Source organism: Lysinibacillus sp. FW301-JW8, from assembly GCF_058788755.1.
Map to the genome: position 1 here is coordinate 1 of NZ_JBYTBB010000033.1, position 13,541 is coordinate 13,541.

General features: G+C 34.5%; 15 protein-coding genes. 10 read left to right on the forward strand and 5 right to left on the reverse strand.

Features of this window, described 5'->3' with window-relative positions; genetic code table 11:
* The first annotated feature begins 236 nt into the window (after positions 1 to 236).
* Positions 237 to 1,592, forward strand: a complete 1,356-nt coding sequence (locus AC3WOM_RS14185) for a TrkH family potassium uptake protein (RefSeq protein ID WP_427549340.1) — start codon at positions 237 to 239, stop codon at positions 1,590 to 1,592.
* 394 nt (positions 1,593 to 1,986) lie between these two features.
* Here the strand turns inward: AC3WOM_RS14185 and AC3WOM_RS14190 are convergent, their stop codons facing one another.
* Entirely contained in the window at positions 1,987 to 3,726 is a 1,740-nt protein-coding gene (locus tag AC3WOM_RS14190; RefSeq protein ID WP_492447317.1) for a B12-binding domain-containing radical SAM protein, read from the reverse strand.
* Positions 3,727 to 3,937: 211 nt separating this feature from the next.
* Here AC3WOM_RS14190 and AC3WOM_RS14195 point away from each other — a divergent pair, with 211 nt between their 5' ends.
* Positions 3,938 to 5,401: a PAS domain-containing sensor histidine kinase gene (locus tag AC3WOM_RS14195; protein WP_427545009.1), complete on the forward strand. Its 1,464-nt coding sequence runs from the start codon at positions 3,938 to 3,940 to the stop codon at positions 5,399 to 5,401.
* A 120-nt stretch (positions 5,402 to 5,521) separates the two neighbouring features.
* On the forward strand, positions 5,522 to 5,968 hold the full coding sequence (locus AC3WOM_RS14200) for a MarR family winged helix-turn-helix transcriptional regulator (RefSeq protein WP_427544995.1): 447 nt from the start codon (positions 5,522 to 5,524) through the stop codon (positions 5,966 to 5,968).
* A 122-nt stretch (positions 5,969 to 6,090) separates the two neighbouring features.
* Here AC3WOM_RS14200 and AC3WOM_RS14205 read toward each other — a convergent pair whose 3' ends face one another.
* From AC3WOM_RS14205 to AC3WOM_RS14215, 3 genes are all read right to left on the reverse strand, one after another.
* Positions 6,091 to 6,768: a DUF8580 domain-containing lipoprotein gene (locus AC3WOM_RS14205; protein WP_492447318.1), complete on the reverse strand. Its 678-nt coding sequence runs from the start codon at positions 6,766 to 6,768 to the stop codon at positions 6,091 to 6,093.
* Between the two features lie 61 nt (positions 6,769 to 6,829).
* Complete coding sequence (locus tag AC3WOM_RS14210; protein WP_492447319.1) at positions 6,830 to 7,447, reverse strand: CPBP family intramembrane glutamic endopeptidase; 618 nt, start codon at positions 7,445 to 7,447, stop codon at positions 6,830 to 6,832.
* 80 nt (positions 7,448 to 7,527) lie between these two features.
* The gene (locus AC3WOM_RS14215) at positions 7,528 to 7,716 is read right to left on the reverse strand and encodes a YkvS family protein (protein WP_427544989.1); all 189 of its coding nucleotides are present in this window, start codon (positions 7,714 to 7,716) and stop codon (positions 7,528 to 7,530) included.
* A 125-nt stretch (positions 7,717 to 7,841) separates the two neighbouring features.
* Here AC3WOM_RS14215 and ykzS point away from each other — a divergent pair, with 125 nt between their 5' ends.
* The 3 genes from ykzS to AC3WOM_RS14230 all read left to right on the forward strand — a co-directional run bounded on the left by ykzS (position 7,842) and on the right by AC3WOM_RS14230 (position 9,464).
* Positions 7,842 to 8,030, forward strand: a complete 189-nt coding sequence (ykzS, locus tag AC3WOM_RS14220) for a protein YkzS (RefSeq protein ID WP_427544987.1) — start codon at positions 7,842 to 7,844, stop codon at positions 8,028 to 8,030.
* A 92-nt stretch (positions 8,031 to 8,122) separates the two neighbouring features.
* Entirely contained in the window at positions 8,123 to 8,299 is a 177-nt protein-coding gene (locus AC3WOM_RS14225; protein ID WP_427544985.1) for an aspartyl-phosphate phosphatase Spo0E family protein, read from the forward strand.
* Positions 8,300 to 8,597: 298 nt separating this feature from the next.
* Positions 8,598 to 9,464, forward strand: a complete 867-nt coding sequence (locus AC3WOM_RS14230; RefSeq protein ID WP_492447320.1) for an NAD(P)-dependent oxidoreductase — start codon at positions 8,598 to 8,600, stop codon at positions 9,462 to 9,464.
* A 100-nt stretch (positions 9,465 to 9,564) separates the two neighbouring features.
* Here the strand turns inward: AC3WOM_RS14230 and AC3WOM_RS14235 are convergent, their stop codons facing one another.
* The gene (locus AC3WOM_RS14235; protein ID WP_492447321.1) at positions 9,565 to 9,957 is read right to left on the reverse strand and encodes a DoxX family protein; all 393 of its coding nucleotides are present in this window, start codon (positions 9,955 to 9,957) and stop codon (positions 9,565 to 9,567) included.
* Between the two features lie 150 nt (positions 9,958 to 10,107).
* Between AC3WOM_RS14235 and AC3WOM_RS14240 the strand changes: the two genes are divergently transcribed.
* The 4 genes from AC3WOM_RS14240 (at position 10,108) to AC3WOM_RS14255 (ending at position 13,366) form a co-directional block, all read left to right on the forward strand.
* On the forward strand, positions 10,108 to 10,425 hold the full coding sequence (locus tag AC3WOM_RS14240) for a winged helix-turn-helix transcriptional regulator (RefSeq protein WP_427544979.1): 318 nt from the start codon (positions 10,108 to 10,110) through the stop codon (positions 10,423 to 10,425).
* Between the two features lie 114 nt (positions 10,426 to 10,539).
* A complete protein-coding gene (locus AC3WOM_RS14245) occupies positions 10,540 to 10,707 on the forward strand; it encodes a hypothetical protein (RefSeq protein ID WP_492447322.1) in 168 nt (55 codons plus the stop codon).
* 365 nt (positions 10,708 to 11,072) lie between these two features.
* Complete coding sequence (locus AC3WOM_RS14250) at positions 11,073 to 12,395, forward strand: MFS transporter (RefSeq protein WP_492447323.1); 1,323 nt, start codon at positions 11,073 to 11,075, stop codon at positions 12,393 to 12,395.
* Positions 12,396 to 12,463: 68 nt separating this feature from the next.
* A complete protein-coding gene (locus tag AC3WOM_RS14255) occupies positions 12,464 to 13,366 on the forward strand; it encodes a chemotaxis protein (protein WP_427544975.1) in 903 nt (300 codons plus the stop codon).
* Positions 13,367 to 13,541 lie beyond the last annotated feature (175 nt).

The following is a 13,541-nucleotide window of genomic DNA, read 5'->3' on the forward strand; positions in this document are numbered from 1 at the left end:
CTCGTCGCTCGCCCACTGGAAGCCTTGCTCTGCGCGAAAGCGAAGCGTCAGCGGCAAAGCGAGTAGCCTGGAACGGAGATCATCTTCATTTGACTTAGGAGTGTTCACAAAGAGTACCTTGACCATTTAGTTTTTCAACACTATGAGGAATAGTCATATCTATTCCTCTTTCTTTTTTGACGTATTTTTTCTATACTAATATCTATCGAGTTTAGAGTATGGAAGGAGTTATGAAAGTGCCTTGGAAAAAAACTTCGAATAGGCTTGTAACGCCGTTTCAGGTACTAGTATCTTATTATTTTATAGCCATAGCGATTTCCTTCCTGTTACTACGACTTCCGGGCGTTCATCAAGAAGGTGTGAAAGTTTCGTTATTAGATAGCTTGTTTACAGCAGTAAGTGCAGTAAGTGTAACGGGTTTAACAACATTTAATATATCAGAGACATATACAACCTTTGGGCTCGTGATGGTGCTTGTAATTCTGCAGCTAGGAGCCATTGGCATTATGTCACTCGGTACCTTTGTTTGGTTACTGGTTGGGAAAAAAATAGGGATGCGTGAGCGTCAATTAATTATGATAGACCATAACCAATATAATTTATCTGGCGTTGTTCAATTAATACGAGAAATACTAAAAATCTTAATTGGTATTGAAGTTGTAGGTGCATTTATACTAACATTACACTTTACTAATTATTTCGATACGTTAGAGGAAGCGTTTCTACATGGTGTCTTTGCTTCTATTTCTGCGACTACTAATGGTGGTTTCGATATTACAGGAATGAGCTTGCTCCCGTTTCATAATGATTATTTTGTCCAATTGATAACGATGGTACTAATTGTCCTTGGCGCTATAGGCTTCCCAGTACTAATAGAAGTAAAAACTTTTTTGATGAATCGCCATGCAAATTTCCGATTCAGTTTATTTACAAAAATTACTACCTCCACATATGCAATTTTATTTGTAGTTGGTGCAATCGTAATTTTTCTACTTGAATCATTTCATTCCTTTAAGGGAATGGTTTGGCATGAGGCGCTATTTTCTGCCATGTTTCATTCAGTTTCGACACGCTCAGCTGGACTTACAACATATGATGTAACAACATTTAGTGAAGCAACAGATATTTTTATGAGTTTCCTCATGTTTATTGGTTCTTCACCTAGCTCAGTTGGTGGTGGGATACGTACAACAACATTCGCCATGGCTATCCTATTTTTAATTACCTTCGCACGAGGAAGAGAGGATATTCAAGTATTTGGACGAGAAATACATTTAATTGATGTCTTCCGCTCGTTTGTTGTAATTTTACTGGCTTTCTTTATGGTCTTAGTTGCGACAATTATTTTACTCATTACTGAACCGCATGCATCACTAATACAAATCATTTTTGAAATTACTTCAGCATTCGGTACATGTGGAATGTCATTAGGAATCACTTCTGATTTATCAATCGTTGGCAAAATCATTATTATTATTCTGATGTTTGTTGGTCGTGTCGGCTTAATTTCCTTCCTGTACACCCTTGGCGGCGGGGGAAGAGGCAAAAAGTCAAGCTATCACTATCCGAAGGAACGTGTAATTATAGGGTAATAAAAGCGCTTTAGCATTTTTATCATAACCTGACTATACGTTAAACTAAGTTTTACCGTATAGTCAGGTTTCTTTCAACTAGGCAAAAACAATAGGAAATACACTTTTTCATTAAATTGTCAAAAAATTTAAAATTATTTGTCCCGAATTATACAACATTGAAATGGGTATTATTTACAAGATAAAGATAGTTTTATGTTAAGAGTTTAGCACTAAGAATTCTTGGGTTATTTATGCTACCATAACTAAAATAATTACAGTAGTGAACTTCTAGGTTTGACACTAATTAGAGATAAATATTGTAGCTTTTAAAGATGTTAGTTAGATTCAAGAATTCTTTAAGAGTAGAAAAACGCCAATCCTATTTTTGATTTTATAGGATTAGCGTTTTCAATTATATGGAATGGATTGACGCAAAGTATGGGGCTTGTCCTTGACGGAAATATGTGAATAGATACCCGTTTTTTTGTACAATTTTGCCTTTTGTGAAATTTTGGAAATCTATATTATGTGGAACAACAAGTGTATGCTTAAACAATTCTTTTTCAGATAAATTGAAATTAGCGAATTCTTCTCCCGCTATTGAAGGGTTTTCACGCAAAGCATTGTAAATTGCTTTTAGTTGCTCTTCTGTTGGACGTTCCTTCCACCATAGCTTGCGTGGTTGGAATTGCTGTACCATCAAATAATCTAGCTGCATTAAGCTTTTAACAATATTTATATTAACACCCTCAATCGTTTCTAAAAACATTAATAAACGACGGAATAAATCCTCAAGTTGATGGCCAATTCGGGACCATCCCTCTGTTTCCCAATAAGTTCCGAAACTTTGGAAGAAATCGAAAGGTGTTTCAAAAACTTCTGTTACTAGATATTCAACTGTATGGTCCATACGATGATCATTCCAATATTTTTCAAGTACATCCTCTGCGTGTTTAATACGGACAATATCATCGAAATTTAAGACATTATTAGAGAAAATCTCATAGGGTGCTAAATCCACATAAGTATAGCCGAATTTTTCAGCTTCAAGACGAAGCCCTGTTCCGCGCAACAGCTTAAGGAATCCAAGCTGTAATTCCTCAGGTCTCATTGCAAAAACATCATTAAAAGTTTGTCTGAAGCTGCCATAATCCTCTTCAGGCAGACCGGCAATTAAATCTAAATGCTGATCAATTTTTCGACCATCTTTAACCATCGTTACCGTACGCTTTAGCTTTTCAAAATTTTGACGGCGTTGAACCAGTGTATTTGTTAAATCGTTTGTAGATTGTACGCCTATTTCAAAACGGAATAAACCTTTTGGTGCGTTATCATTTAAAAATTGGATGACCTCAGGACGCATAATATCTGCGGTAATCTCAAATTGAAATACAACGCCCGGCTTATGCTCATCGATTAAAAATTGAAACATTTCCATAGCATAGCTACGACTAATATTAAAAGTACGGTCTACAAATTTAATTGTACGCGCACCATTATTCATTAGGAATCGAATGTCTTCTTTTATTTTTTCCCGGTTAAAATAACGGACCCCTACTTCAATTGAAGATAAGCAAAATTGACAGCTAAACGGACATCCTCTACTTGTTTCAATATACTGAATTCGTTTGCTCAGATGTGAGATATCCTCCTCAAAACGAAATGGGCTCGGTAATTCTCGTAAGTCTATTTTAGGTGGCTGAGCATGAATTCTTACTTTACCATCCTCTAGATAACATATCCCTGGTACATCATCTAACGAAATTTCTCCATGTAAATAGTGCAGTAATTGTTTGAAAGATGTCTCGCCTTCGCCCATAATAATAAAATCAATTTCCTCAACTCTACGTAACCAATAGTGGGCATCATAAGAAACTTCAGGTCCTCCCAGCAAAATTTTAACATCGGGACAGACAGTTTTTAACATTTTAATAACGTGAATAGTTTCTTCAATATTCCAAATGTAGCAACTAAATCCTACAATATCAGGTTTTTTTTGAAATAAATCTGATACAATATTAAAAGCAGGATCTTTAATTGTGTATTCTGCAATAATTGAATTAAACTCTGGTAAAGCAGCTCCTTTTAAATAACGCAATGCTAAATTTGTGTGAATATACTTTGCGTTTAAAGTAGTTAAAATAGTATTCATACAATAATCTTCCTTTCAACATCTAATTGTAACAGTCAAGTAGCTATCATACAATATAATCCTTTTTACCTATTTATTTTGTGAACGGTTCGTGAAATAATTTTAAATACTTAAATTTACTAAATTTTGTAATAATAGAATCGTACAGTCATAAAGTATAGTAAAGACTCAAAATTCAATTTAGAGGTTTTTTACTCTTTTGAAAGGTTCGGTGAGAAAGTTGAAGCAAAATGATATTAATCAATGTTTTGGAAATCTTATGAAAAGTACTTCGTCACCAACACTTATTCTGAATAAAGCAGGAAAAATTTTAAACGTTAATGAAGCTGCTATAAAACTTTTTAACCTGAATTTAACGTATATTGGCTATTTAGCAATGGACGAGCCATCCAATTTAAAATGGGCGAAGTTTGTCAAACAACTACAAAACGACCTGAGATCTGAAGAAATCTTTAATATTCGTATTGTTGGTAACGAATTTGAGATGATGTCCTTCAAATGCTTTTATGATTCAAACACGGAGGAAATCGTTGCCCAAATTTCAACATTAAATAATGATGTTGCCCATAAGTTATATGTTAGTCAGGAGCAGGAAAGATCACAGTCTTTCAATGCGTACGATCACTTACCATATGCTGTCATAGTAAGTGATGCTAGCGGGATAATTCTTGGGCTCAATAAGTATGCAGAAATGTATTTAAAAATAGAAAAAGCGCAGCTTCTTCATAAAGCACATCAGCATATCTTTGACTCATTTACAATGAAAAAAGGGCAAATTACATCCTATCTTTCAAAATTGATGGGTGAGAAACATGCAAGTATTCATGTTGTTGATGAAACGCAAGTAAGCAGAACTTGTTATTATGAAATCTCTAGTGTTTTTGACGAATACAACAATATTATTATCACAGTTATTAATGATGAAACAGAAAAGAAACAACTTCAACATAAAGTTGAGCATCAGCAGGCATTAAATGTTGTTGGTCAAATGGCTGCAAGCATTGCCCATGAAATTCGTAATCCATTGACTTCACTCAAAGGCTTTACGGAATTATTAAAGCTGAACGCTGATGAAGAATCAAGAATGTATTTATCTGTCATTGATAGTGAGCTACAACGGATGGAACAAATTTTATCCGAACTTTTAGTATTGTCCAAGCCAACAAGTATGAAGGTGGAATTATTAGATTTAGACAATATTGTAAAGCAAGTGATTGAATTTATGCTTCCAGATGCATTGATGAAAAATATTATGATTCAATATATTTCTTCTGCTAATCAAGCATATATTGGCGGCAATGAAAATCGTTTAAAGCAAGTTTTCATGAATCTCATCAAAAATGCGATGGAGTCCATGAATAATGGTGGAACGATCACGATAGAAATGAATGTCATTGACTGTACGATTGAACTAATGATTAAAGACGAAGGCGTCGGTATGGATAATAGTACCCTTCAAAACTTATTCCAGCCTTTTTACACGACCAAATCAACAGGGACAGGACTAGGCCTTGCTTTCGTGAAAAAAGTGATAGAAGAGCATGAAGGGCTAATAGGTGTGAATAGTGAATTACAGAAGGGGACATGCTTCCACATGCAATTCCCAATTTACACATTTAATCAAATGGATGCAGTAGATGTATCGACGAAGGACTCTGCGTATTTAGTAACATAAGGAAAGTAAAAATGGTTGCATAAATGTTTTAAGTGCATAAATATAGATATTGCTTTTGACAATGCTTTTCTAAAATCGCTATAATGGCATGTATAAAGAGCGAATTGAGAGGAAAAGGATATGACGTCAGAAGATTTAAAGCAATCTTTAAAATTATATATTGTATTATCACGTGCACATAAAGCGATTAATGAGACAACCCATTCATTTTTCCAAGAGAATGGATTAAATCCTACTGAATTTGCTGTACTAGAACTTCTTTATCATAAAGGAAGACAACCCTTACAGCAAATTGGCAATAAAATTTTGCTAGCCAGTGGGTCTATTACGTATGTCATTGACAAACTTGAAAAAAGAGGATATTTATTGCGAGTCTCTTGTCCAGCAGATCGCCGGGTTACCTATGCAGAAATTACTGATAAGGGTGAGGCGTTTATGAGTGAGCTATTTCCAAAGCATGAGCGTCATTTACATGAGCTAGTGAGTGTGTTATCTGTGGAAGAAAAAGATCAAGCTATCACTTTGTTGAAAAAGTTAGGGTTGTCCATTAAAGATTTGTCTTATTAAAAAGAGAAACAAGCTGTACCCCTAAAGTTAGAGTGAATTATCTAACTTTAGGGGGTGTTTTTTATAGACAAAAAAGACTGTAGGCAAACATTTTAGTTTGACTACAGTCTTTTTTTCAATATTTATTGTTTTGAAATTGTTGCTGCCATATTAAGCATAGCATCTGTTAAATCTAATTCATCATTATCATGGATTATTAGTTTTGTAATTAAGCCATCTTTTTCAAAAACAACCCCAACTACTTTTTCCGTATCGAAATCAACTACATAGCCTTCGATGTTTGTTACATTCTTAAATGCAGCAAGCTCCTCAGAAGTTAACGCTACTGGTTCTCCAACAGCATTCATATGATCTTGCAGAGAAGTTTTAACATCATTATAGTTTGCTTGAGAAGCATCTACAGTTTCAATACGCATAAATACTTCATCATTTTCATTTGAGACTAACATGTCTTTACCTGGTTCTTCTTGAGTAAGTGTGAATCCAGGTAGCTGTTGCATTTTATAGCCCTGTTCAGCACTTTTAGATTCACTTGCCTTTTCAGTTTTATCTACACCTTTTTGAATGTATTTAACCTCTTGCTGTGGACTAGTAGAGGTATCTGTGTTTGAATCATTTGATGTAGGCGTTTCTTGCACTTCACCTGCAGTGTTATCCTCAGATGGTTTTTGTTCATTGGAAGTATTTGATGGCTCATTATTTTGAGCATCAGAATTCTCTGATTTGTCAGTAGTATTACATCCTACAACTAAAACAGCTGTTAGTAATAATGCAAGTAATGGGAATAATTTTTTTTGCATGAAAAGCCCTCCTTTTCTAAATTAAACGTTGGTAAAGATAAAATGTTTCCAATTTTTAATGTTATGATGTTAAAGGTAACACTAAAAATAATAATAGTACAAAAACTACATGGGCTACAATAACAAGTGGCATACTTTTACGCCATTCATATAAAAAGCCCCAAATAAGGCTTGCTATGAGTGCAGCAACCATACCAAGCATAAAGCCACTTAATGCAATGGAGATGGCGCATAAAATAGCTGTTACAATAACAGCAACAGCAGGGCGCATAAAGCGTTTTAACTGTTGTTGAATATATCCGCGCCAAAATAGTTCTTCACCAATAGCTATAATGAATACAAGTAAAATATAGTGCCAAATATTTTGTGGTCCATAGTTTGTTAAAAAATTTTGAACAGATTGTACTAACGAATCATTGATGTATGGTGCAAGCCAATAACCAAAGCGAATGATACCATATGTGATTGTACCGTATCCAATACCAAAGAGTAGAAATTGCCATGTAGGTAATTGATCTTCGATTTTACCAGCCAAGATGGAGATTGCAATACATACAAGCAAAATAAATGCATACAAGTACCAAAATACAGCTTGATTAGCAAAGGTAAAAGCTAGCATGCCATAAACGAATAATAAAGAAAGGAGAAATAATATTGTTTGTTTCGAATTTGTAAGCATAATTCGACCTCCATGCTTTAATTTTATCAAAAAAAAAGTCCCATATCATCTATAAAGACAAATAGGGACTATTCAGACTATTAAGCTTCATTAGTATATAAAATTTTGTATCGTTTATGATTGACAACTGTTTTCTCTTCAATCTCTAAAGTATCGAAGTTCTCCATGTATGTTAAATCTACAATTACCGAATTTTCATTAACCTTTTCAACAATACCTTGCAGACCATTTTTAAACTCGATAATATTTCCAACTTCAGCTATTTTCACAGACAGTCAGCTCCTTCATCGACTAATAATATACAGTTTGCATTAAAAAAAGGGAAACGTAAAGCTTTTTTTGAATAATTCATAATTTAATACACAAAATGATTAAGAAGAAAGGAATGTAATAAATGGAAAAATACGAAAATATGCTTAAACAATTACAGAATGGGGAAATTAACAGTATAGAAATTGATAAGGAACAATTTTATGAATTTCGAGAAGTGCTGGTAAAACATCCTTTATTCAAACATTTTCGTGGTGAGGCCAAACAAAATGGGCTAGTGATTTATACTTATCAGGAAATTCCTAGAAGTTAATTTGTCGAACATTGTCGGAAGTTAATGCTGTAAGAAATGAAATATAAATGTATAATAATGGTATGATTATTTGTATGTGGAGGGTTGTATGAATGGTCAATCTACTCTTGAAACAAATGGAACAAACTCGTGAGATGATGATTCGCTCAGGTGTAGAAAACGGGTTACAAAATGCAAAAACCATTCAACTGAGTCGCAGATTAGATCAGTTAATGAACACTTATTATAGACAGACAGTATTTGAGGAAGAAGAAGATCAAGAAGAATAAAAGAATGTTCTAGTATTCAGAGTATAAACTTTAAAAATGATGTTTAAAAAACATTTACTGGGGAATACTTAAATTGAACACAGCAACATTCTCATTTCCCCCTTTAGAGCAGTGATACCCCATCACTTGCTCTCTTTTTTATTTATTCGTATATATGCTCAACCATGACTTTTTAGTACAAGTCATAAGAAGAGTTTGAATTATTGAACTTATTCCACTACACTGAAAAGATAATAATAAGTGCTAATCATTGGTTTTCAATTGGTGACTAGCATAGATAATAAAGGAGTCGCTATATATGGGAAAAGAACGTATTGCATTTATTGGTACAGGCGTTATGGGCGCTAGTATTGTTAAGCATTTATTACACAATGGTCATGAAGTAACGGTTTACACTCGAACTAAAGAAAAAGCTGAACCACTTGTAGCATTGGGCGCAACTTGGGCAAGCTCTCCAACAGAGGCATTTAAAAATAAGGATATAGCTTTCACAATGGTTGGATATCCTTCAGATGTAGAGGAAGTTTATTTTGGAGACAATGGATTATTTCAATCTGCTGAAACAGGCAATATCTTGATTGATATGACTACTTCAGAGCCCACTTTAGCCAAGAAGATTTTTAATCATGCCCAAGGTCTTGGGGTAGAAGCGTTAGATGCACCTGTTTCTGGAGGAGATATCGGTGCTCAAAATGGTACACTATCCATTATGGTTGGCGGAAGCAAGGTTACATTCGATAAAGTATTAGCAGTTATGAAACATTTTGGTGAGAATATTGTTTATCAAGGTGAAGCAGGTGCAGGACAGCATGCTAAAATGTGTAATCAGATCGTTATTGCTTCAGGGATGATTGGGGTGTGTGAGTCATTAGCTTACGGTTTAAAAGCTGGACTTGATTTACCAACAGTATTACAATCGATTGCGTCTGGTGCTGCTGGATCTTGGTCTTTAAGTAATTTAGCACCACGTATGATTAAAGACGATTATGCACCAGGTTTTTATATTAAACATTTTGTCAAAGACATGAAAATTGCTTTAGATGAATCTAAAAAAATGGGGATATCCTTACCAGGTTTAACACTTGCCTTTGAAATGTATGAGAAGCTTATTGAAGAGGGCTATGGCGAGAATGGTACGCAAGCGCTTTTAAAAGCTTATCTATAATATAGAACCCGAAGTATAACCTTATAGTAAGGAATACTTCGGGTTTTCTTCTTATAATGCTGCTCACTACCACACAGAAAATAGAAAGCTGCGGATAACATTACTCTTTTTCAAAAAGCTTTGCATCTAAAGAGAAGCTAGAAGCCCCAGCAAGAGCAAAGTATAAAGCAATGGCACCTAAAGCTAAGTCTAATTCATAACCTGCCAATCCATTCTCTCCGATAAAACCAACACTAAGCTTCGCTGTAAAAATAGCAACTACCATTGTTGCAGTCAATAAAGCTCCAAAAAGTCTTGTACCCAAGCCTAAAATAATCGCAGCACCACCAACTAATTCGATGATAGCTACAACATAAGCCATAAAGCCAGGGATTCCAAGAGAACTAAAATAATCAGCTGTAAAGCTAATACCACCCTGAAATTTTTGATATCCATGAACTGCAAAAATAATACCAAGTACGACACGTAAAATAGTTGATCCAATATTTTGCATTTTTAATTATCTCCTTTCGCTTACATTTCGTAACTTAGTTTATTTTTAAAAATAACTTTTGTCAAGTAACTAAGTTTTATTTTTTATAACTGATTTTTGAAAAAATGATATACTGTTAAATAAGAAATAATGACGATGGAGGCAGGTAGATTGGAGCAAAAAAAAATTTGTCCACGCTTTGAAAAAGCGCTAACCATATTGAATCATCGCTGGAACACCTTGCTTATTTATCAGTTATTAGAAGGTCCTAAAAGGTACTCAGCTATCAAAAATCAGCTGGGCATTAGCAGTAGGGTGTTAACAGAACGATTAAAAGAATTAGAGATTGAACAAATTGTGACACGGACAGTTATTCCTTCAACACCAGTAGTTATTGAGTATGAGTTAACGGAAAAAGGACATGCACTTGCGCCTGTTCTTCAGGCAATTGAACAATGGTCTTCCATGTGGGTTAATATCGAAGAATAGTGAAAAGAATTATCCAAGCGAGGGGGCTTGGATATTTTTTTGCTAGTTGATAGGATTTTGCATGTGATTTGTAAATCATATTTTATGAGAGTACGAGGGAGGAGGTAATCGTATATGAAACAAACTATTATAGTGATTACTACTCATGTTATTGTGCAACTTTTAATTTATGGAACGTTATCGTACTTTCATTTATTGTTATTCCTAATTACACGTGTAATTCGAACTCCACCAAACACGCTAGAAATGGTATGTATGCATAGTGCAAGGTGTTATAGCTAATCTGGTAATAGCAGGGCTTTTTAGTGTTTTTTGGCGTCACACATGGCGCTTGAATATGGTTTGTGTTATCGTGAATTTAATGTTTATTATCATTTATAGTGTTGTAATTTGGCATATGTACTATAGTTAGAAAAGTCACTTGGATGGGAATTGCACCGAGTTTCGACTCTCAATCTTTATGGAAGTCCTTACAGATATTGACTATTTTCTAGCTTTACATGAAAAGAAGTCATCTCAAAAAGCTTATGAGGTGATTTTTTTTGTAAATGGTATGTAAAGACGTGTTATTTTTCTTTAAAAAAAAGGTATTTTTTATCGCAAAGGGGAATTAATTTACTAATATAAGAGAGAAGAGGAGGGGTTTTATGAGACAAAGCCAACAGGGTGAAACACAGCATCGAAATCAACTGGCATTGTACCTATCACTACCCATTTTATCTTGGGCATTTTATGACTTTGCTAATACGATTTTTTCCTCCAATATAAACACTGTATTTTTTCCATTCTACATGGATGAAGTCTTAGGAACTAATGAAGTGAGGCAGCAAGTGGCGAGTACTTTTATTTCATATGCAAATGCCGTCGCCAGTTTTTTCCTTGTTGTCTTTTCGCCATTATTTGGTGTATGGATTGATCAAACAGGTTATAAAAAACGATTTATCGTCTGGTTTGCATCCATATCAATTTTCTTTACTTTTATGATGGGCATTTTTGCGGATTTGCAAACAACAATGACTTTTTCAGGTGTACCTTTGAGCTTGTTTTTAGTGGTGGTTAGCTTCGTTATTGCTAAATTCTTCTTTAATTCAAGTCTTGTATTTTATGATTCTATGATGGGTGATTTAGGGACAAAAGAGGAAATGCCCCTTATTTCTGGATATGGTGTAGCGATTGGCTATTTAGGTACCATTTTTGGCTTATTGGTTTATTTATATGTTGGAAATTCTGATTTTCATCGCGCATTTATACCAACAGCTATTTTATACTTACTGTTTTCATTGCCATTATTTTTTATTAATAAAGATACACCAATCCCTAAGGCACAGCGTAAATCAATGAAATTCTTAGATGGCTATAAAGAAATAGCTCAAACATTTAAGGATATGAAGCAATACAAAACCATTTTTACTTTTATGATTGCGTATTTCTTTTTAAATGATGCCATTGCTACAACCATTGCGATGATGGCGGTTTATGCCAAAACAATTGTAGGATTTACATCAGGTCAATTTATTATCCTTTATTTAGTATCTACTGTGTCGACAATTATTGGTTCACTTGCATTTGGCTACATAACAAAAGCAGTTGGTGCTAAGCGAGCAATTACATTAGTGGCATTATTAATGATTATTGCTCTAACATTTGCTGTCTTTGCGTCAGAGCAATGGATGTTCTGGATTGCAGGAAGCATGTTTGGCATTTCACTAGGTTCCATGTGGGTAACTTCAAGAACCTATATTATCGAACTTTCACCAGATGAAAAGCGTGGACAATTTTTTGGGTTGTTTGCATTTTCAGGTAAAGTATCCTCCATCATTGGACCAGCAGTCTATGGGACAGTTACATTATGGATGAAAGATTATGGCACTTTAGCAAGTAGGGTGGCTCTATCCACATTAATTGTAATGACGGTAATTGGTCTATTTGTCCATTTAAAAGTTCATGATAAAAATGGAAATAGCAAGTAGGAGAAATGTATTGCCTATGATACAATTGAATTATAAAAAGAAGTTGAACAGAAAGGAGCGGGGTTGCTTTGGAACAAAAAGGTATATTATTAGAAAGTGGCACAAATGAGCTAGAAATCGTTGAATTTGAAGTGGCTACCAATAAATTTGGTATTAACGTTATTAAAGTAAAAGAAATTATTCAACCGATTCCAGTAACATTTATTCCACACGCGCACCCGCATGTAGAGGGGATTATTCAATTACGAGGTGAGGTCTTACCAGTAGTTGATATGCTTCGTGTTTTAGGTATTCAGCATTCAGAGCGTAATCCTCAACAAAAATATATAGTTGCTGAATTTAATAAACAACGCGTTGTATTCCATGTCGATAATGTTACACAGATTCATCGAATTTCATGGAATCAAATTGAAAAGCCGTCAGATATGTATCAAGGGGGTACCTCACAAGTAATCGGTGTTATTAAGCAAAATGAGCAAATGATTCTGCTGCTAGATTTCGAGAAAATTATGGTGGACATTAATCCAGATTCAGGTATTAGTGTAGAATCTGTTAAAAAGCTTGGTAAACGTGACCGCTCTGAAAAACGTATTTTGATTGCTGAAGACTCACCATTATTACGTAAACTATTATTTGATACGATGAGTGAAGCAGGCTATGTTAATGTCGAATTTTTCGAAAATGGCCGTGATGCCTACGAATACTTAGAATCCATTGTTAAAGGTGGAAGCGATGTATCCGAGCATGTTCAATTAGTAGTGACTGATATTGAAATGCCACAAATGGATGGGCATCATCTAACACGAAAAATCAAGGAACATCCAGACCTTCAAAAGCTCCCTGTCATTATCTTCTCAAGCTTAATTACGGATGATCTTCGTCATAAAGGTGATAAAGTAGGAGCGGAGGATCAAATCAGTAAACCTGAAATTGCTGAGCTTATTTTACGCGTAGACCAGCTGATTTTATAGATTTACTGTCAATATTGGATAGAGTTGAAAAGGTACTTCACAATATTAATAATGGGTATCCTGAACGTATCATTAATAACTAAAAGAAAGTCGGATGCCTAGCAAGGGAGTCCGACTTTTTTGTATAGATAAATATGCCAAGAACAAAATAAGACTATGCATTTGCTGAAGCATT

Excerpts from the sequence above, each read along its gene's own strand:
- AC3WOM_RS14190 (WP_492447317.1), bottom strand. The coding sequence starts at position 3,726 with ATGAATACTATTTTAACTACTTTAAACGCAAAGTATATTCACACAAAT.
- AC3WOM_RS14200 (WP_427544995.1), top strand. The coding sequence starts at position 5,522 with ATGACGTCAGAAGATTTAAAGCAATCTTTAAAATTATATATTGTATTA.
- AC3WOM_RS14205 (WP_492447318.1), bottom strand. The coding sequence starts at position 6,768 with ATGCAAAAAAAATTATTCCCATTACTTGCATTATTACTAACAGCTGTT.
- AC3WOM_RS14210 (WP_492447319.1), bottom strand. The coding sequence starts at position 7,447 with ATGCTTACAAATTCGAAACAAACAATATTATTTCTCCTTTCTTTATTA.
- ykzS (WP_427544987.1), top strand. The coding sequence starts at position 7,842 with ATGGAAAAATACGAAAATATGCTTAAACAATTACAGAATGGGGAAATT.
- AC3WOM_RS14225 (WP_427544985.1), top strand. The coding sequence starts at position 8,123 with ATGGTCAATCTACTCTTGAAACAAATGGAACAAACTCGTGAGATGATG.
- AC3WOM_RS14230 (WP_492447320.1), top strand. The coding sequence starts at position 8,598 with ATGGGAAAAGAACGTATTGCATTTATTGGTACAGGCGTTATGGGCGCT.
- AC3WOM_RS14235 (WP_492447321.1), bottom strand. The coding sequence starts at position 9,957 with ATGCAAAATATTGGATCAACTATTTTACGTGTCGTACTTGGTATTATT.
- AC3WOM_RS14245 (WP_492447322.1), top strand. The coding sequence starts at position 10,540 with ATGAAACAAACTATTATAGTGATTACTACTCATGTTATTGTGCAACTT.
- AC3WOM_RS14250 (WP_492447323.1), top strand. The coding sequence starts at position 11,073 with ATGAGACAAAGCCAACAGGGTGAAACACAGCATCGAAATCAACTGGCA.